12 protein-coding genes are annotated in these 15,408 nt (G+C 69.0%); 8 read left to right on the top strand and 4 right to left on the bottom strand.

Annotated features, from left to right (window positions below):
• Window positions 1-739 precede the first annotated feature (739 nt).
• Entirely contained in the window at window positions 740-2,620 is a 1,881-nt protein-coding gene (locus tag ACWDMM_RS20870; protein WP_195079522.1) for an ABC transporter ATP-binding protein, read from the top strand.
• 12 nt (window positions 2,621-2,632) lie between these two features.
• Here ACWDMM_RS20870 and ACWDMM_RS20865 read toward each other — a convergent pair whose 3' ends face one another.
• The 3 genes from ACWDMM_RS20865 to ACWDMM_RS20855 all read right to left on the bottom strand — a co-directional run bounded on the left by ACWDMM_RS20865 (window position 2,633) and on the right by ACWDMM_RS20855 (window position 6,509).
• On the bottom strand, window positions 2,633-4,153 hold the full coding sequence (locus ACWDMM_RS20865; protein ID WP_357106785.1) for an alpha/beta hydrolase: 1,521 nt from the start codon (window positions 4,151-4,153) through the stop codon (window positions 2,633-2,635).
• Between the two features lie 252 nt (window positions 4,154-4,405).
• The gene (locus tag ACWDMM_RS20860; RefSeq protein WP_195079524.1) at window positions 4,406-5,401 is read right to left on the bottom strand and encodes an oxidoreductase; all 996 of its coding nucleotides are present in this window, start codon (window positions 5,399-5,401) and stop codon (window positions 4,406-4,408) included.
• Window positions 5,402-5,438: 37 nt separating this feature from the next.
• Entirely contained in the window at window positions 5,439-6,509 is a 1,071-nt protein-coding gene (locus ACWDMM_RS20855) for a DNA polymerase IV (RefSeq protein ID WP_449938944.1), read from the bottom strand.
• Window positions 6,510-6,636: 127 nt separating this feature from the next.
• On the opposite strand from ACWDMM_RS20855, the gene ACWDMM_RS20850 reads away from it, so the two are divergent.
• Window positions 6,637-7,221 (top strand): TetR/AcrR family transcriptional regulator, encoded by a 585-nt coding sequence (locus tag ACWDMM_RS20850; RefSeq protein WP_195079526.1) that lies wholly within the window; start codon window positions 6,637-6,639, stop codon window positions 7,219-7,221.
• On the top strand, window positions 7,218-7,667 hold the full coding sequence (locus tag ACWDMM_RS20845; RefSeq protein ID WP_357106794.1) for a PaaI family thioesterase: 450 nt from the start codon (window positions 7,218-7,220) through the stop codon (window positions 7,665-7,667). Before ACWDMM_RS20850 ends, ACWDMM_RS20845 begins: the two co-directional genes overlap by 4 nt.
• Before the next feature lie 80 nt (window positions 7,668-7,747).
• Here ACWDMM_RS20845 and lon read toward each other — a convergent pair whose 3' ends face one another.
• Window positions 7,748-10,075, bottom strand: a complete 2,328-nt coding sequence (lon, locus tag ACWDMM_RS20840) for an endopeptidase La (RefSeq protein ID WP_323124364.1) — start codon at window positions 10,073-10,075, stop codon at window positions 7,748-7,750.
• A 260-nt stretch (window positions 10,076-10,335) separates the two neighbouring features.
• Between lon and ACWDMM_RS20835 the strand changes: the two genes are divergently transcribed.
• From ACWDMM_RS20835 to ACWDMM_RS20815, 5 genes are all read left to right on the top strand, one after another.
• A complete protein-coding gene (locus ACWDMM_RS20835; RefSeq protein WP_195079528.1) occupies window positions 10,336-11,691 on the top strand; it encodes a hypothetical protein in 1,356 nt (451 codons plus the stop codon).
• Window positions 11,692-11,802: 111 nt separating this feature from the next.
• Window positions 11,803-12,594 carry a TIGR03084 family metal-binding protein gene (locus ACWDMM_RS20830; protein WP_195079529.1) on the top strand — a complete coding sequence of 264 codons (792 nt, stop codon included), beginning with the start codon at window positions 11,803-11,805 and terminating at the stop codon, window positions 12,592-12,594.
• Window positions 12,595-12,942: 348 nt separating this feature from the next.
• Window positions 12,943-13,590 (top strand): hypothetical protein, encoded by a 648-nt coding sequence (locus ACWDMM_RS20825; protein ID WP_195079530.1) that lies wholly within the window; start codon window positions 12,943-12,945, stop codon window positions 13,588-13,590.
• Window positions 13,591-13,612: 22 nt separating this feature from the next.
• The gene (lhgO, locus tag ACWDMM_RS20820; RefSeq protein ID WP_449938938.1) at window positions 13,613-14,797 is read left to right on the top strand and encodes an L-2-hydroxyglutarate oxidase; all 1,185 of its coding nucleotides are present in this window, start codon (window positions 13,613-13,615) and stop codon (window positions 14,795-14,797) included.
• Between the two features lie 138 nt (window positions 14,798-14,935).
• Window positions 14,936-15,406: an SRPBCC family protein gene (locus ACWDMM_RS20815; RefSeq protein WP_195079532.1), complete on the top strand. Its 471-nt coding sequence runs from the start codon at window positions 14,936-14,938 to the stop codon at window positions 15,404-15,406.
• Window positions 15,407-15,408: the final 2 nt, after the last annotated feature.

Raw genomic sequence — 15,408 nt, 5'->3', positions numbered from 1 at the left:
ACCGACCCTGACGGTGAAATATTCGCCCACAGCGTCACCCACTGGCGCGCCGATTGCCAAGCCCGCTGCGCGAGTGCACGGCCCACAGCGGCCGACGACAAGGCGGTCGGCACGCGTGGCCGACCGCGGACAAGGTGGTCCTGGAGACCACCGACCCTGACGGTGAAATATTCGCCCACAGCGTCACCCACTGGCGCGCCGATTGCCAAGCCCGCTGCGCGAGTGCACGGCCCACAGCGGCCGATGACAAGGCGATCGGCACGCGTGGCCGACCACGGACAAGGTGGTCCTGGGGACCGCCGACCATGGCGGCATGTGTTCGTCTACGGCGTCGGACCTCTACAGGCGGTGCGAAAGGATTGTGGCGGCGCTGGCTGTCCGGCGTTCCAGGCCCATGCGGTCGTGCCGGCTGCTCGCCGGATCGAGACTTGGGGGAAGCGGCGCATCTGTGCGTGCACGCTCGGCGGTATGCGTCGGTGACGAATGCTTCGCCGACACGCCGCGCCGATCGCCCTCCGCCGTTCCGAGGCGGGCATGCCGGCGGCGTTCGCCGGGTGTTCGCCGCGCCGGTTGCGCCAACGTCATTCGCGTCAGGGGCGGTGGGAGGTTCGGGGCCTCGGCCGGTTTCGCTGTGGGCGGAACCCTCGGCTGACGGAATCGACTTGAACTCAACCATTGTTGAGGTCTTAGTGTCGGTGGCCAGGTCTTGGATGGGTGGGGAGCGAAGAGGGAGTACGACGTGAGCATCGAATCCGTGGCGTGGAGCCAGATGTACCGGCGGGCGAACGCGCCGCAGGAACAGCGGCCGTTCCGGCTCGCCACCGCGCGGCGCATCCTGCGGTTCGCCGCGCCGCACCGGCGGCGGATCGGCGCGTTCCTGCTGTTCAGTGTGGTGTCGGCGGTGCTCGCGGTGGCGACGCCGGTGCTTGCGGGCCGGGTCGTCGACCACATAGTCGGCGGGGCGGCGCCACGGGTGGTGGTCGTTCTCGCGGCGGTGATCGGCGTGCTCGCGGTGTTCGACGCGGGGCTCGGGGTCGCGATCCGGTGGATGTCGGCGCGCATCGGTGAGGGGCTCATCCTCGATCTGCGCACCGCCGTGTTCGACCACGTGCAGAAGATGCCCGTCGCCTTCTTCACCCGCACCAGGACCGGCGCGCTGGTCAGCCGCTTGAACAACGATGTGATCGGCGCTCAGCGGGCGTTCAGCGACACCCTGTCCGGCGTGGTGGCCAACCTGGTCACCCTCGCGCTGACCCTCGGGGTGATGATCAGCATCTCGTGGCAGATCACCTTGCTCGCGCTGGTGTTGCTTCCGGTGTTCGTGTTCCCGGCGCGCCGGATGGGCAACCGCCTGGCCGACTTGCAGCGCGAAGCCGCCCGGCTGAACGCGGCGATGAGCACCCAGATGACCGAGCGGTTCTCCGCGCCGGGCGCGACGCTGGTCAAACTCTTCGGGCGGCCGGAACAGGAGTCCGACGAGTTCGCGCTGCGGGCCCGCCGGGTGCGGAACATCGGCGTGCGCACCGCGATGCTGCAAACGGTCTTCGTCACCTCGCTCACCCTGGTGTCCGCGCTGGCGATCGCCTTGGTGTACGGCCTCGGCGGCTGGTACGCCCTGCGCGGGCAGCTGGACGCGGGCGCGGTCGTGGCGCTGTCGCTGCTGCTGACCAGGCTCTACACCCCGCTCACCGCACTGGCCAGCGCCCGGATGGAGATCATGGCCGCGCTGGTGAGCTTCGAGCGCGTCTTCGAAGTGCTCGATCTGAAGCCGCTGATCGAGGACGCGCCGGATGCGAAACCGGTTCCGGAGGGCCCGGTCGCGGTGGAGCTGGACGCGGTGAGCTTCGGCTACCCGTCGGCCGACAAGGTGTCGCTGGCCTCACTGGAGGACGTGGCGAATCTGGACACCCGCGGCGGGGTGCAGGTGCTGCACGACGTGTCGCTGCGCGCCGAGCCCGGTCAGCTGGTCGCGCTGGTCGGCTCGTCGGGCGCGGGCAAATCGACCATCGCGCAGCTTGTCTCCCGTCTCTACGACGTCGACGCGGGCGCGGTGCGGTTGAACGGCGTCGACGTGCGCGAGGTGACCACCGGATCGCTCCGCGACACCGTCGGCCTCGTCACCCAGGACGGGCACCTGTTCCACGACACCATCCGCGCCAATCTCCTGCTCGCGCGGCCGGAGGCCACCGAGGACGAACTGTGGGACGCGCTCGAGCGCGCCCGGCTGCGCGACTTGATCGCGTCGCTGCCGGACGGGTTGGAGACCGTGGTCGGCGAGCGCGGCTACCGGCTCTCCGGGGGTGAACGCCAGCGCCTGACCATCGCCCGCCTGCTGCTCAAGCAGCCGCGTGTGGTGATCCTGGACGAGGCGACCGCGTCGCTGGACTCGACCTCGGAAGCCGCCGTGCAGGAGGCGCTGTCCGAAGCGCTGGAGGGCAGGACCGCGTTGGTGATCGCGCACCGGTTGTCCACCATCCGCGCCGCCGACCAGATCCTGGTGCTGGAACAGGGCCGGATCGTGGAGCGCGGCACCCACTCCGAGCTACTGAACGCCGATGGCCGCTACGCGGAGCTGTACCGCACCCAGTTCGCCGAGGAACCCGTCACGGCCGCGGCCTGATCCGTTGTCGGGCTAGCTCGCCGTCTGGTCCGCGGTACAGGTGGTGTCGGCCTCCGGCAGGGTTCCCGCGCCGAAGTAGGCGTTGATCGCGTTGTTCACGCAACTGCTCAGCTCCGGCCGGAACGTCATGTGAATGCGGACGTCTTGCAGGCTGACCAGGCGCGACGCCGACAGGTACTGGTGCAGCCGGACGCCGTGCGCATAGGGAGTGCGCGGATCGCCCGTCGCCTGCACGATGAGCGCGGGCACGGCGTTGCGCACCACGGTCGGCGGCTCCACCGGGCGCGGCCAGAAGGCGCACGGCTGGATATTGCCCGCCAGCGCACCGAACACCGGCTGCGTGGCGCGGTTCTCCTCGATAGTGCGCCAGTACCAGAGCGGATCGATGGGCGCGCTGACATCACCGCAGGCGATCTCCGCGAGGACGGAGTTCTCGTTGTCGCGCAGCGCCGCCACGATGGCGCGCAGCCGTGGCGTCTGCGCGGTCGTGGGCGGACCGCCCGCGGCGTCGGCGAGTTCGCGCACCGTCGCGGCCAACGGCTCGTTCAGCCGGAAGTTCCACAGCAAGGCGTGCAGGATGAACGGCAACCAATGGTCGTCGATCGCGAATCCATCGATGACGATCGGCCTGCGGTTGGCGATCCGGACCAATTCCTCGATCTTCGCGCGCACCTGCTGCGGCGTCGCGCCGAGCCGGAACTGCTCGTCCCTGGCGGCGGCCCACACCGCCCAATCGTCCAAGGCGATTTCGTCGGCGGGTCCCCAATCCTGGACCAAGCCCGTCCAGTACCGATCCGGGTCGATCGCGCTGTCGAGCACGATCCGATCGCTGCGCTCGGGGAACATCTGGGTGAACACGGCCCCGAGGTACGTGCCATAGGACAAGCCGTAGAAGTTGATCTTCTCCTCGCCCAGGGCGGCCCGCACGACGTCCATGTCCCGCGCCGTGTTGCGAGTGGTGAACTGCCGCACCAACTGCGGATCACGAACGACGCAGCTCGCGGCCATGCCCGCGGACTGAACGGTGTCGTGCGCGAAGCCCAGCGGATCCAGGCCCGCCGACCGGACCATCTCGCCGACCGGCCAGCCGCACCGCGGGCTCGAGGTGGATTCGCCGACGCCGCGCGGGTCCAGCCCGATCAGGTCGTAACTCGCCAGCACGTCCGGCGACAGCACGTCGCCGAGCAGATCCACACTGTCCAGGCCCGGCCCGCCGGGACCACCCGGATTCGACACCAGGATGCCCCGCCGCCGCGCCGGATCGCTCGCCTTCACCCGGGATATCGCCAAAGTGATCGTGCGACCGCCCGGCTGCCCGTATTCGAGCGGCACGACGACGTTCGCGCACTCGCCACCGGCCTTGTCCAGATTCTCGACGCCGCACGGCTTCCACTCCAGCGGCTGGTGATAGAAGCGGTCCAAGCCGTTCGCGCGCGAGTCGTTCACCGGATCGGCCCGGCCGTACGCGGGCGCGGCGAGCAGCGCGGACGCCGCCACTATCGACATCGAACGCCAGAACAGATTCGCGGACAAGGAAGTTCGCCTCTCGACCGGAGCGAGCACGGAGATGATGCGGAAGAACCGTATCGGATCGGTGCTCGCGACGGCGGCAACGACTTCCCCCGCGCGGCGGGGTCGGGTCACGACCGGTGCCGGGATGTCGGCGAGGCCCTGCGGCTTCCCCCGCGCGGGGTCCGGTCGAGGTCAGCCGCAAGATCGGCGCGCCTGTCGCATCTGGGCGCGTCACCGCGCGACGCCGCTTGCGCCGGAGCCGAGGACCTTCGGTCAGAACTCATTCATGACGCCGAGCACGGTGCGCCCCCGATGGCTGCCGTCGCGGATGGAGTGCAGCACTTTCTCCACATCGGTGATCGGCGCGTAGTTCTGCAGCGCCGAAAGATGCTGCGGGCGTAGTTCTTTGCCGAGCTGTGCCCAGACCTCCCGACGGCGATCGATGGGCAGGTTGACCGAGTCGATGCCTTCGAGGGTGACGCCGCGCAGGATGAACGGCATCACCGTGGTGGGCAGCTCAGGTCCGCCGGTGAGCCCGCTCGCCGCGACCACGCCGCCGTAACCGATGGCGCTGAGCACGTAGGCCAGCGACGCGCCGCCGACGCTGTCCACGGCCGCGGCCCACCGCGCCTTGGTCAGCGGCCGCGGCTTGGCGTTCGGGTCCTCCGGCAACCTGCCGATCACCTCGTTCGCGCCGATCTCGCTGAGCAGATCGTTCGCGTCGGTCTTGCCCGTGGACGCGATGACCTCGAAGCCGAGGCCGGAGAGGATGTCGATGCTCACGCTGCCGACTCCGCCGGTCGCGCCGGTGACCAGCACCGGGCCCGCGTCCGGCATGAGGCCGCGATCGAGCAGGGCCTGCACGCTCAGGGCAGCGGTGAACCCGGCGGTGCCGAGCGCGGCGGCGTCGCGCAGGCTCAGCCCATCCAGCTTGACCACCCATTCAGCCGGCACCCTGGCGTATTCGGCGAAGCCGCCGTTGTGCGAAACGCCGATGTCGTAACCGTGTGCGATCACCTGGTCACCCGGCGCGAAATCGTCGTCGGCGGACTCGACCACCTCACCGACGAGATCGATGCCGGGGACGATCGGGTAGTCGCGCACCACACCGCCGCCCTTGGTGATCGCCAGACCGTCCTTGTAGTTCGCGCTCGAGTAGTGCACCTTGATCGTCACGTCACCCGGCCCGAGGAAATCCTCGCCGACCTGCTGCCGGGTCAGGACGATCCCGCTATCCGATTCGTGTGCCACCATCGCCCAGAACTCCATGCGGACGAGCATACGAGCGTAGGGACGGGTCCGGGAGCTACTGCGGCAGGAGTTCCAGCCGCACGCCGAGCAGACGAACCGGGCGGTCGAGGTCGAACCGTTCGACGATGCGCAGCGCCGTCTCGGCGATTCGCGCGACGTCGATGGTCGGTTCGGGCAATTTCTCCTGTTTGCTGCGGGTGTAGAAGGTGTTCGTGCGCACCGTCACCGAAACGCGGGTGCCGATCCGGCCCGCCGCGGCCATCTCCTCGGCGACCTCGGTGGCCAGCCGCGCGACCTGGGCGCGGATCTCGCCGGGATCGGTCAGATCGTGCGGGAAGGTCTCGGATTTGCTGCGCCCGATCGGGATTCGCGGTTCGGTCGTGACGTCCGTATCTCCTTTGCCGTGGCCGAGCACCCAGAGATACGGACCGGTGTTCGGCCCGAATTCGGCGGCCAGGCGATGCCGGTCCGCCGCTATCAGCTCGCCGACAGTCCGAATGCCGAGTTCGGCGAGCCGGGCGGCGATGCGGCTGCCGATGCCCCACAACGCGTCGGTCGGGCGGTGGGCCATGACCTCGGTCCAGTTCGCGGCCGTGAGCCGGAAGACGCCCGCGGCGGCGCCCGCGCCGGCGGCGGGCTCGGCCGAGGACTTGCCCGCCGACTTGGCGAAGCCGGTCGCGAGCTTGGCGGTGAGCTTGTTGTCCCCGATGCCGATCGAGCAGGTCAGCTCGAGTCCGGCGATGGCGTCGCGCACCTGCCGCGCGAGGGCTTCCGGATCGTCGGTGTCGGCGGCGAGGAACGCCTCGTCCCAGCCCCACACCTCGACCCGTCCCGGAAACGTCCGCAACAGGGCCATGACTTCGTCGGAAGCGTCCTCGTATGCGGCCATGTCCAAGGGGAGGAACACGCCGTCGGGACACTTGCGCTGGGCGCTGCGCAGCGGCATCCCGGCCCGCACGCCGAACGCGCGCGCCGGATAGGACGCGCAGGTCACCACCTTGCGCGGCTCGCTGGGATCGCCATTGCCGCCGACGATGACCGGCAGTCCCCGCAGTTCCGGGTGACGGCGGAACTCCACCGCCGCCTGGAACTGATCGAGGTCGACGTGCAACAGCCATCTGGCCACATGCCGTTCTTACCGCAGGGGTGCGACACACCGGTCTGGATTGCGCCGATCGCCCGCCGACCGGCAGCACCGCGCCCTCGCGCACCCTGCCATTGCGAGGCCGCAAAAACAGAACTAAATTCTGGTTATGAAGATTCGAGATCGGTTGCTCTTGGCGGCCGAGCGCCAGTTCGCCGAGCACGGCGCCCTCGACGCGACGCTGACGCAGATCCGCGCCGCGGCGGGCGCCAGCGTCGGCGCGCTGTATCACCATTTCCCGGACAAGTCCGACCTGTACCGGCAGGTCTGGGCCAACGCGCTGGCGGACTATCAGGAGCATTTCTGGGCGGTGGTCGGTGACAGCGCCGACGCGCGCGAAGGCGTCGTCGCCGGCGTGCACGAGCACTTGCGCTGGGTGAGCGAGAATCAATACCGCGCCACCGTGCTCACCGCGGCGCGGCCGCCAGGGGTGCGCGAGAGCGAGGGCAATCGCCGCTTCATGTCCGACGTGACTCGGTGGTGGCGCACGCACGCTGGGTACGGGGCGGTGCGGGATCTTCCGATCGACCTTGTCTACGCGCTGTGGCTCGGCCCGGCGCAGGAATACACGCGCCAGTGGCTCGGCGGGGAAATGCGCCTCGCCCCCGATCGAGTCGCGGGGGAACTCGCGGATGCCGCCTGGCTCGCCCTCGCCGCCGACCGCCCCAGAGCCGCGAAAGAGATGTCCCGATGACGACCACCATGACCCTCGACCTCGACAGCGCCAAGAAGATACTGGCCGCACAGCCCTTCGCGACCCTGGTCGGCACCGAGATCACCGCGTTCGGCGACGGCGCCGCGACCCTGGTCATCCCATTGCGCCCGGAATTGACCCAGCAGTTCGGCTATGTGCACGGCGGCGTGCTGGCGTACGCGGCCGACAACGCCCTCACCTTCGCCGCGGGAACGGTGCTCGGCGCGAACGTGCTCACCGGCGGCGTCACCATCACCTACCTGCGTCCCGCCGCGGGCGAACGATTGCGCATCGAGGCAACTGTCACGGGGGCGACGCGCCGCCAAGCGGTGGCCCACTGCGAGATCTACGCGGAAAGCCGTGACCGCGAACCGATCCTGTGCGCGGTGGGCCAAGGCACGACGCGGCTCGCGGAAACCGACCTGACCGGCACGAACGGCTCGTAACCTCGCATCGAGCGACGGCCCTTTCGCAATACGAAAGGCCGGGCACGGAATCGTTCCCGTGCCCGGCCCGTCAGCCCAGGTCAGGCAGTCGCCGCGAAGGCGGGCCCCAACGCGGGCTCGGCCACCGGCTCGATCGCGTAGGCCAGGATGTCGGCCACATCGGCGACCGGCCGGACGTCCAGCGCGGCCAGCACCTCCGCCGGTACGTCGTCCAGGTCCGGCTCGTTGCGCGCCGGGATGAACACCGTCTTCAATCCGGCCCGCTGGGCGGCGAGCAGCTTCTGCTTGACGCCGCCGATCGGCAGCACCCGGCCGTTCAGCGTGACCTCACCGGTCATGCCGACGTCCGATCGCACCTGACGGCCCAGCGCCAGCGACACCAGGGCGGTGACCATCGTGACGCCCGCCGACGGTCCGTCCTTGGGCACGGCGCCCGCAGGGAAGTGGATGTGGATATTGCGATCCAGCACCGACGGCTCGATGCCGATCTCCTCCAGGTGCGAACGCACGTAGGTCAACGCGATCTGCGCCGACTCCTTCATCACGTCGCCGAGCTGGCCGGTGAGCGTCAGCGAGCGCTCGCCCTCGGCGGCGTTCGCCTCGATGTAGAGGACGTCGCCGCCCGCGCCGGTCACGGCCAAGCCGGTGGCCACACCGGGAACGGCCGTGCGTTCCACCGAGTCCGGGGTGAAGCGAGGACGACCCAGGTAATCCTTCAAGTCGTCCAGACCGATCGTCAGGGCCCCCGCGCCGACCTTCTCCTCGTAACCCAGTTCGGGGTCGTACCCCGATCCGGCCTCGCGCTCCGACAGCCGCGTGGCCGCCTTGCGCAGCGCTTTGGCGATCAGCCGCTCCATCTGCCTGACCCCGGCCTCCCTGGTGTAGTTGGCGGCGATCTCGCGCAGCGCCTCCTCGGTCACCGACACCTCGTCGGCGGTCAGGGCGTTGCGCTCCAGCTGCCGCGGCACCAGGAAGTCGCGCGCGATGGCCACCTTGTCGTCCTCGGTGTAGCCGTCGACGGTGATCAGCTCCATCCGGTCCAGCAGCGGGCCGGGGATGGTCTCCATGACGTTCGCCGTGGCGATGAACAGCACGTCGGACAGGTCCAGGTCGAGATCCAGGTAGTGGTCGCGGAACGTGTGGTTCTGCGCCGGGTCGAGCACCTCGAGCAGGGCGGCCGCAGGGTCGCCGCGGAAGTCGGAGCCGACCTTGTCGATCTCGTCCAGCAGGACGACCGGGTTCATCGAACCGGCTTCCTTCATGGCCCGCACGATCCGGCCGGGCATGGCGCCGACGTAGGTGCGGCGGTGCCCGCGGATCTCGGCCTCGTCGCGCACGCCGCCAAGAGCCACGCGGACGAACTCGCGGCCGAGAGCGCGCGCCACGGACTCGCCCAGCGAGGTCTTGCCGACACCGGGCGGGCCGACCAGCACCAGCACCGCGCCGGACCCGCGTCCGCCGACGACCTCCAGGCCGCGGGCGGCCCGGCGTGCGCGGACGGCCAGGTACTCGACCATGCGGTCCTTGACCTCTTCCAGGCCGTGGTGGTCGGCGTCCAGCACCGCGCGAGCGGCCGAGACGTCGGTGCTGTCGGTGGTCTTCACCGTCCACGGCAGCTCGAGCACGGTGTCCAGCCAGGTCCGGATCCAGCCGGATTCCGGGCTCTGATCGCTGGCTCGCTCCAGCCTGCCGACCTCGCGCAGCGCCGCCTCGCGCACGGTGTCGGGCAGATCGGCTTGCTCGACGCGGGTGCGGTAGTCGTCGGCGCCGTCCGGCTCGTCCTCGCCGAGTTCCTTGCGGATGGCGTTGAGCTGCTGGCGCAGCAGGAATTCGCGCTGGCTCTTCTCCATGCCCTCGCGCACGTCTTCGCTGATCTTCTCGCTGATCTCGGCCTCGGCGATGTGCGCCTTGGTCCACTCGATCAGGGTGGTGAGTCGCTCGGCCACGTCGGGGGTCTCGAGCAGTTCGCGCTTCTGCTCGGAAGTCAGGTACGGGGCGTAGCCCGCGGTGTCGGCGATGGCCGACGGATCGGTCAGCTGATTGACCGCGTCGATGATCTGCCAGGCCTCACGGCGTTGCAGCACCGAGACGACCAGCTTCTTGTATTCCGCGGCCAGTTCCTTGGTGCGGCCGTCGGCGGCGGGCGTCTCGACCGGCTCGGCCTCGACCCACAGCGCGGCGCCGGGACCGGTGACCCCGTGCCCGATCTTGGCGCGCCGTTCGGCCTTGAGGACGGCGGCAGGAGCGCCGCCGCGCATCCGGCCGACCTGTTCGATGGTGGCGACCACACCGTAGGTGGCGTAGCCCTCGGTCAGCCGCGGCGCGAGCAGCACGGCGTCGGTCTTGGCGGCGCGCGCGGCGTCGATCGCGGCCTGCGCGGATTCGTCCAGTTCGATGGGCACGACCATGCCCGGCAGCACGATCGGATCGGTGAGGAACAGCACCGGCAGGTTCTGTGGTGTAGTCACGTTCTTCGACCCTTCCAAAAGTTGAGCGATGCCTACTCAACCCCGGGGCGAGTGGGTTTGTTCCGCCCCGACCGGTCCGTTCGCTGACGGCGAAGTCGCGGCCGGCTTCGCGTTGACACCCCGTCCAAGGCAATGAGAACGTTGTGACCTTGGTATCTCATACCGGCGGTACCGCCGGATCGGCTTAGGGAGTCCCATCGATGTCGTCGCTCGCCGCTGGCGTGTTCATCGACTGGGAAAGCCTGACCGGGCAGCCGAAGTTCGTGGTCGACCTGATCACGTTCCCGATCTTCAGCGCGCTGGCGGGATGGCTGACCAACTGGACCGGCGTGCTGATGCTGTTCTGGCCGATCGTCTTTCGCGGCATCCGCATCCCCGGTCTGCACGTGCTCTACCCGTATTTCCCGCGCCGGGTGCAAGTGCTGCCGACCTTCTCCGGTGACGGCCGCCGCCTCGGATTTCAGGGCTTCATCCCGGCGCGCGCGGAGAAGATGGCCAGCATCTGCGTGGACAAGGCCCTGATGCGGATCGGCAGTCCCAAGGACTTCATCCACGAACTCGATCTCGACGGCATCGCCGACTACATCGCGGTGCTGGCGCGCGAGCAGGTGCGCCCACTGGTGGACGAGCTGATGTACCGGGAGAACCCCGACCTGTGGCGTACGGTGCCGCGCGCGGCCAAGCAATTGATCTACCAGCGGGTGGATCGGGAACTGCCCGCGCTGTCGCGCCGCGCGTTCGCGTCGCTCGGCGACAACGTCGACCAGTTGATCGGCATCAAGGGCTTCGTGATCCGCTATCTGCAGGACAACCCGGCCATCCTCAAGGACCTGACCACCACCATCGCGGCGCCCGAACTGCGCTTCATGGTGCGCATCGGCTTGCTCGGCGCGCCCTTCGGCGTGCTGCTGGCTCTGTACCTGCATGTGCACCAGCAGATTCCGGTGCTCGGCTGGGTACCCGGGTGGGTGATCGTCCTGCTCGTCTCGGCGGCGATCGGCGTGATCGTGAACGTCATCGCGGTGAAGATGGTGTTCGAGCCGGGCGACCCGCAACCGAGGTACAAGTACCTGTGGAAGCAAGCGCTGCTGGCGAAACGGCAGCCGCAGGCGGCGACCGATCTGGCGCACATCCTGGCCTACCAGGTGCTGACGCTGCCGAATCTGTCCAAGGAGCTGCTCGACGGCCCGAACGGGGACAAGACCAGGCAGTTGCTGGAACGCTTGATCGCCGACGAGATCAACCGTCAGCTCGGGCCGACCACCACACTGGTGCGGGCGGCGCTGGGGCGTCGTCAGTTCGACAACCTCACCGTCGGCGCGGCGGGCGCCGCCGTCGGCTTGGCGCCGACCCTCGTCGAGGACGAAGAGTTCACCCGGGAGCAGGCCAAGACCATCGATGAGTTCGCCGCGCGTAAGCTGCGGCGGCTCACTCCGGGGGAGTTCATGGAGATGTTCTACGCGTCCGTCGAGCAGGACGCCTGGCTGCTGTATCTGCACGGCGCGGTGCTCGGCCTCGTCGTCGGAGCCGCCCACCTGCTCCTTTTCGGCTGGTAACGGGCCCGTCGTCCCCGAGATAAAACAAGCATGCTTGCCTTTTTTTGGGCTCGCTGCGATGCTGGACCACGGTGGCGCACGAGGCGGTGGGCCCGGACGGCAGGGGCACAGATGGCTGACCTAGAGGCTTTGCTCGGCGATTTCGCCGACGAATGCGCGGATCTGGAACGACTCGTCGCCCCGCTGGCGCCCGAGGAATGGGCCCGCGCCACACCCGCGCCCGGCTGGACCATCGCTCATCAGATCGGGCACCTGGCCTGGACCGACGAGATCGCGACGATCGCCACCGCGGACGCAGCCCGCTTCCAGCAGTTGCTGACCGAGGCCGGGCCGCGCGCGCTCACCTTCGTCGACGAGGCCGCGGAGAAGGCCGCGACCGAACCGCCCGCCGAGCTGCTCGACCGCTGGCGGCGTGGGCGCGCCTCGCTCGCCGCCGCGCTGCGCGCCGTGCCCGCCGGCGCCAAACTGCCGTGGTTCGGCCCGCCCATGAGCGCCGCGTCGATGATCTCCGCCCGCATCATGGAGACCTGGGCGCACGGACAGGACGTGGCCGATGCGATCGGGGTGCGCCGCTCGCCCACGGCGCGACTGCGCACCGTGGCCCATATCGGCGTGCGCACCAGGAACTTCGCCTACACCGTGCACGGAAAGAACCCGCCCGCAGCGGATTTCCGGGTGGAGCTCACCGCGCCGGATCGCACCATCTGGTCCTGGGGACCGGAGGACGCCGAACAGCGGGTGACCGGACCGGCGCTCGACTTCTGCCTGCTGGTGACCCAGCGCCGCCATCCGGACGACCTGGCACTCGTCGCGTACGGCGAGGACGCCGCGGAATGGCTCACCATCGCACAGGCTTTCGCGGGTCCGTCGGGCGAGGGAAGGACGGCGGGCCAGTTCACCTGACCCGCCCACACCCGACCCGATCGACGATGATGCGGGAGCGGGCGAGCGCCACACTTGGGTGCGCCGTGTTCATGTCGACGGCCGGACGCCGTTGGCCGGGTGTCTCGAGGTGGCAGTCGAGAATGGCGCTCGCCAGCTATCCGATATTTACCCGCCCGTGCGCTCCCGGAAACATCCGCGCAAGACAGACCGGGGCGCGTCGGCTCGTGCCCCCGCCCGCGCCCTTTGTGATCCTGCTCTCTCCGATGCGGTATGCCCCACGACCGCACAGGTAATCTGGTCGCGCGTACAGCTTTCCACGGTGCTGGTCGCCTGTGGGGAGCGGCGTCGCAGGGAAAGGAGCGCATCGTGACAGCACACCGGCCTGCCCAGGTCGCACGGCATGCCGCCGTCGTGCTCGCCGGTGCGGCCAGCCTGAGCCTGACCGTCGCGGCGGGCGCGTACATCGTCCACCAGATCGCCGATACGCAGCGCCCCGATACTCCGATCGCCGCGCCGGTCACCCCGGCCGCCCCGGATGAGCCCCGCCACGGACACGGCAGGGACTTCGATCCCGTGCTGACCGGCAACAGTTTCGTCTTGTCCGCAACGGTTTCCGAGTCCCATGTCGCCGAGCCGGAACAGGTTGAGCAGCAAGCTGCTTCGCTTACCACACCTCCTGCCCGCACCCCGGTGGGCGGTACGGTCCGGATCGGCGACGCCTACGTCGGGGCGCGAGTCGCGGAGGGCGAGGCCGACACGGTCTCGGTCACCGTGGACACGAATGCCTTGACCATGCTCACGGGTCTGCTGCACTCCGATTCCAGGCCGGAGCCGAATGCGGGCAACGTGACCACGATGCGCACCGATCTCGATACCCAGCGGGGCGAAGTGCGAGTGGCGTTCTCCGACCCGAGTCTGGGCGAGCACGGCGTTCAGCTGGATCGTCACCCCGCCCCGAAGGGAACCGACGAGCGCGCGCCCGCGCGCGGTGCGGCGGATTCCACCGTGGTGTGACCCACCGCTTACCCTGCTCGGCATGAGCGCCTACGACTTCTGCGTCATCGGCGGCGGCATCGTCGGAGTGGCGACCGCGCACCGGATCCTGGCGCGCCATCCCGGTGCCAGCCTGGTGCTGCTGGAGAAAGCAGAGCGCCTTGCCGTCCATCAAACCGGGCACAACAGCGGCGTCATCCACTCCGGCATCTACTACCCGCCGGACAGCCTGAAAGCCAGGCTGTGCCGCCGTGGTGCGCGCTGGACCAAGGAGTTCGCGGCGGCACACGATATTCCACACCGGGTCTGCGGCAAGTTGCTGGTCGCCACAGACGACGCCGAGTACACGCGCATGCTCGCACTGCACGAGCGATCCGTCGTCAACGGGGTGGATGTCGAGCTGATCGACGCCGCCGAACTCGCGCGGCGAGAACCGAACGTCACCGGTGTCGGCGCGCTCTTCGTCCCGGACACCGGTATCGTCGACTTCACCGCGGTGACCGAAGCGCTGGCCGGGGAAGTGCGCAGCGCCGGAGGCGAATTCGTGTTCGGCGCCGAGGTCGCGACGCTCACCGAGACATCGGACGCCGTGACCGCCGCCGGACCGGCCGGCTCGTGGACGGCGCGTCGCCTGGTGGTCTGCGCGGGGCTGCAAGCCGACCGGATGGCACGGGCGGCCGGACTGCGCACCAACTTTCGCATCGTTCCCTTCCGCGGGGAGTACTATCAGCTGCCGCAGGAGCGCAACGGCCTGGTCAGCACGTTGATATATCCGATTCCCGATCCCGAATTACCTTTCCTCGGCGTGCATCTGAGCCCGACCATCGACGGAACGCTCACCGTCGGCCCGAACGCGGTGCTCGGCCTGTCCAGGGAGGGCTACCGCAAAGGCAGCGTCGACTTGCGCGACGCACGAGAAGTGCTCGGCTTCAGCGGCTTCCACCGCGTCGCCAAGGCGAATGTGCGCACCGGACTGCGTGAGCTGCGCAATTCGCTGTTCAAGCGGGGATACCTGGCACAGTGCCGCCGCTACTGCCCGGAGCTGACCCTCGCCGATCTGCTTCCCCGGGAAGCCGGAATTCGCGCACAGGCGGTCTTGCGCGACGGCACCTTGGCGCACGATTTCCTGATCGAACGCACCGAGCGCTCGGTGCATCTGCTCAATGCCCCCTCACCTGCGGCGACCTCGGCCATGCCGATCGCGGAGCACATCGTCGATCAGCTCTGAACAGGCGTGCGAGGCCGGTTCTCCCAAGCAACCACTCGGTCGCAATCTTGCGATTGCATGCACCAAATCGCCCAGAGCTCTCGAATAAAGAGGACAGCTGTAGTACTTTTGACGCCAGTCGTGGGACAGGGAGGGCCTATGGGCCACATCAAGTACGCGAGTGACGTCGGAGCGCCTGTCGAGGTCGCTTTCAACTACACCGACAACCATCTCTTCGTACCGGATTGGATGTTCGGCATCGCGGACTTCGTACCGACCGGCGACCGGGACCGCGGGCTCGGCGCGGTGTTCGCCGTCAGCAGCCGCCTCGCGCTCTGGCAACCGACCACCACCTGTGAGATCACCGAATACCGCCCCAACGCGGTGATCGGGTACACCCTGCGCGGGCGTTTCTCCGGCACGCTGCGGCTGCGCTTCGACCCGCTCGGTTACGGACGCTCGGTGCTGACCTCGGAGGCGGAGTACAGTCCGCCTCGCGGGGCACTCGGGCGTCTGGGCGCCGGCTTGGTGGACGCCGCCGTGAAATCGGCGTTGCGGCGCACGGAGTCGCGGCTACGAAGGGAGATAGAAGAATTCCACGGTACCGATCTTGTCGGTCGGATTGCGTAGGG

The organism is Nocardia sp. NPDC003726 (genome assembly GCF_053586955.1).
The sequence above is the reverse complement of the archived record's forward strand: the minus strand, read 5'-3'. Positions and strand labels throughout refer to the sequence as shown.

Excerpts from the sequence above, each read along its gene's own strand:
- ACWDMM_RS20860 (WP_195079524.1), bottom strand. The coding sequence starts at position 5,401 with ATGGAGTTCTGGGCGATGGTGGCACACGAATCGGATAGCGGGATCGTC.
- ACWDMM_RS20850 (WP_195079526.1), top strand. The coding sequence starts at position 6,637 with ATGAAGATTCGAGATCGGTTGCTCTTGGCGGCCGAGCGCCAGTTCGCC.
- ACWDMM_RS20845 (WP_357106794.1), top strand. The coding sequence starts at position 7,218 with ATGACGACCACCATGACCCTCGACCTCGACAGCGCCAAGAAGATACTG.
- lon (WP_323124364.1), bottom strand. The coding sequence starts at position 10,075 with ATGGTCGTGCCCATCGAACTGGACGAATCCGCGCAGGCCGCGATCGAC.
- ACWDMM_RS20835 (WP_195079528.1), top strand. The coding sequence starts at position 10,336 with ATGTCGTCGCTCGCCGCTGGCGTGTTCATCGACTGGGAAAGCCTGACC.
- ACWDMM_RS20830 (WP_195079529.1), top strand. The coding sequence starts at position 11,803 with ATGGCTGACCTAGAGGCTTTGCTCGGCGATTTCGCCGACGAATGCGCG.
- lhgO (WP_449938938.1), top strand. The coding sequence starts at position 13,613 with ATGAGCGCCTACGACTTCTGCGTCATCGGCGGCGGCATCGTCGGAGTG.
- ACWDMM_RS20815 (WP_195079532.1), top strand. The coding sequence starts at position 14,936 with ATGGGCCACATCAAGTACGCGAGTGACGTCGGAGCGCCTGTCGAGGTC.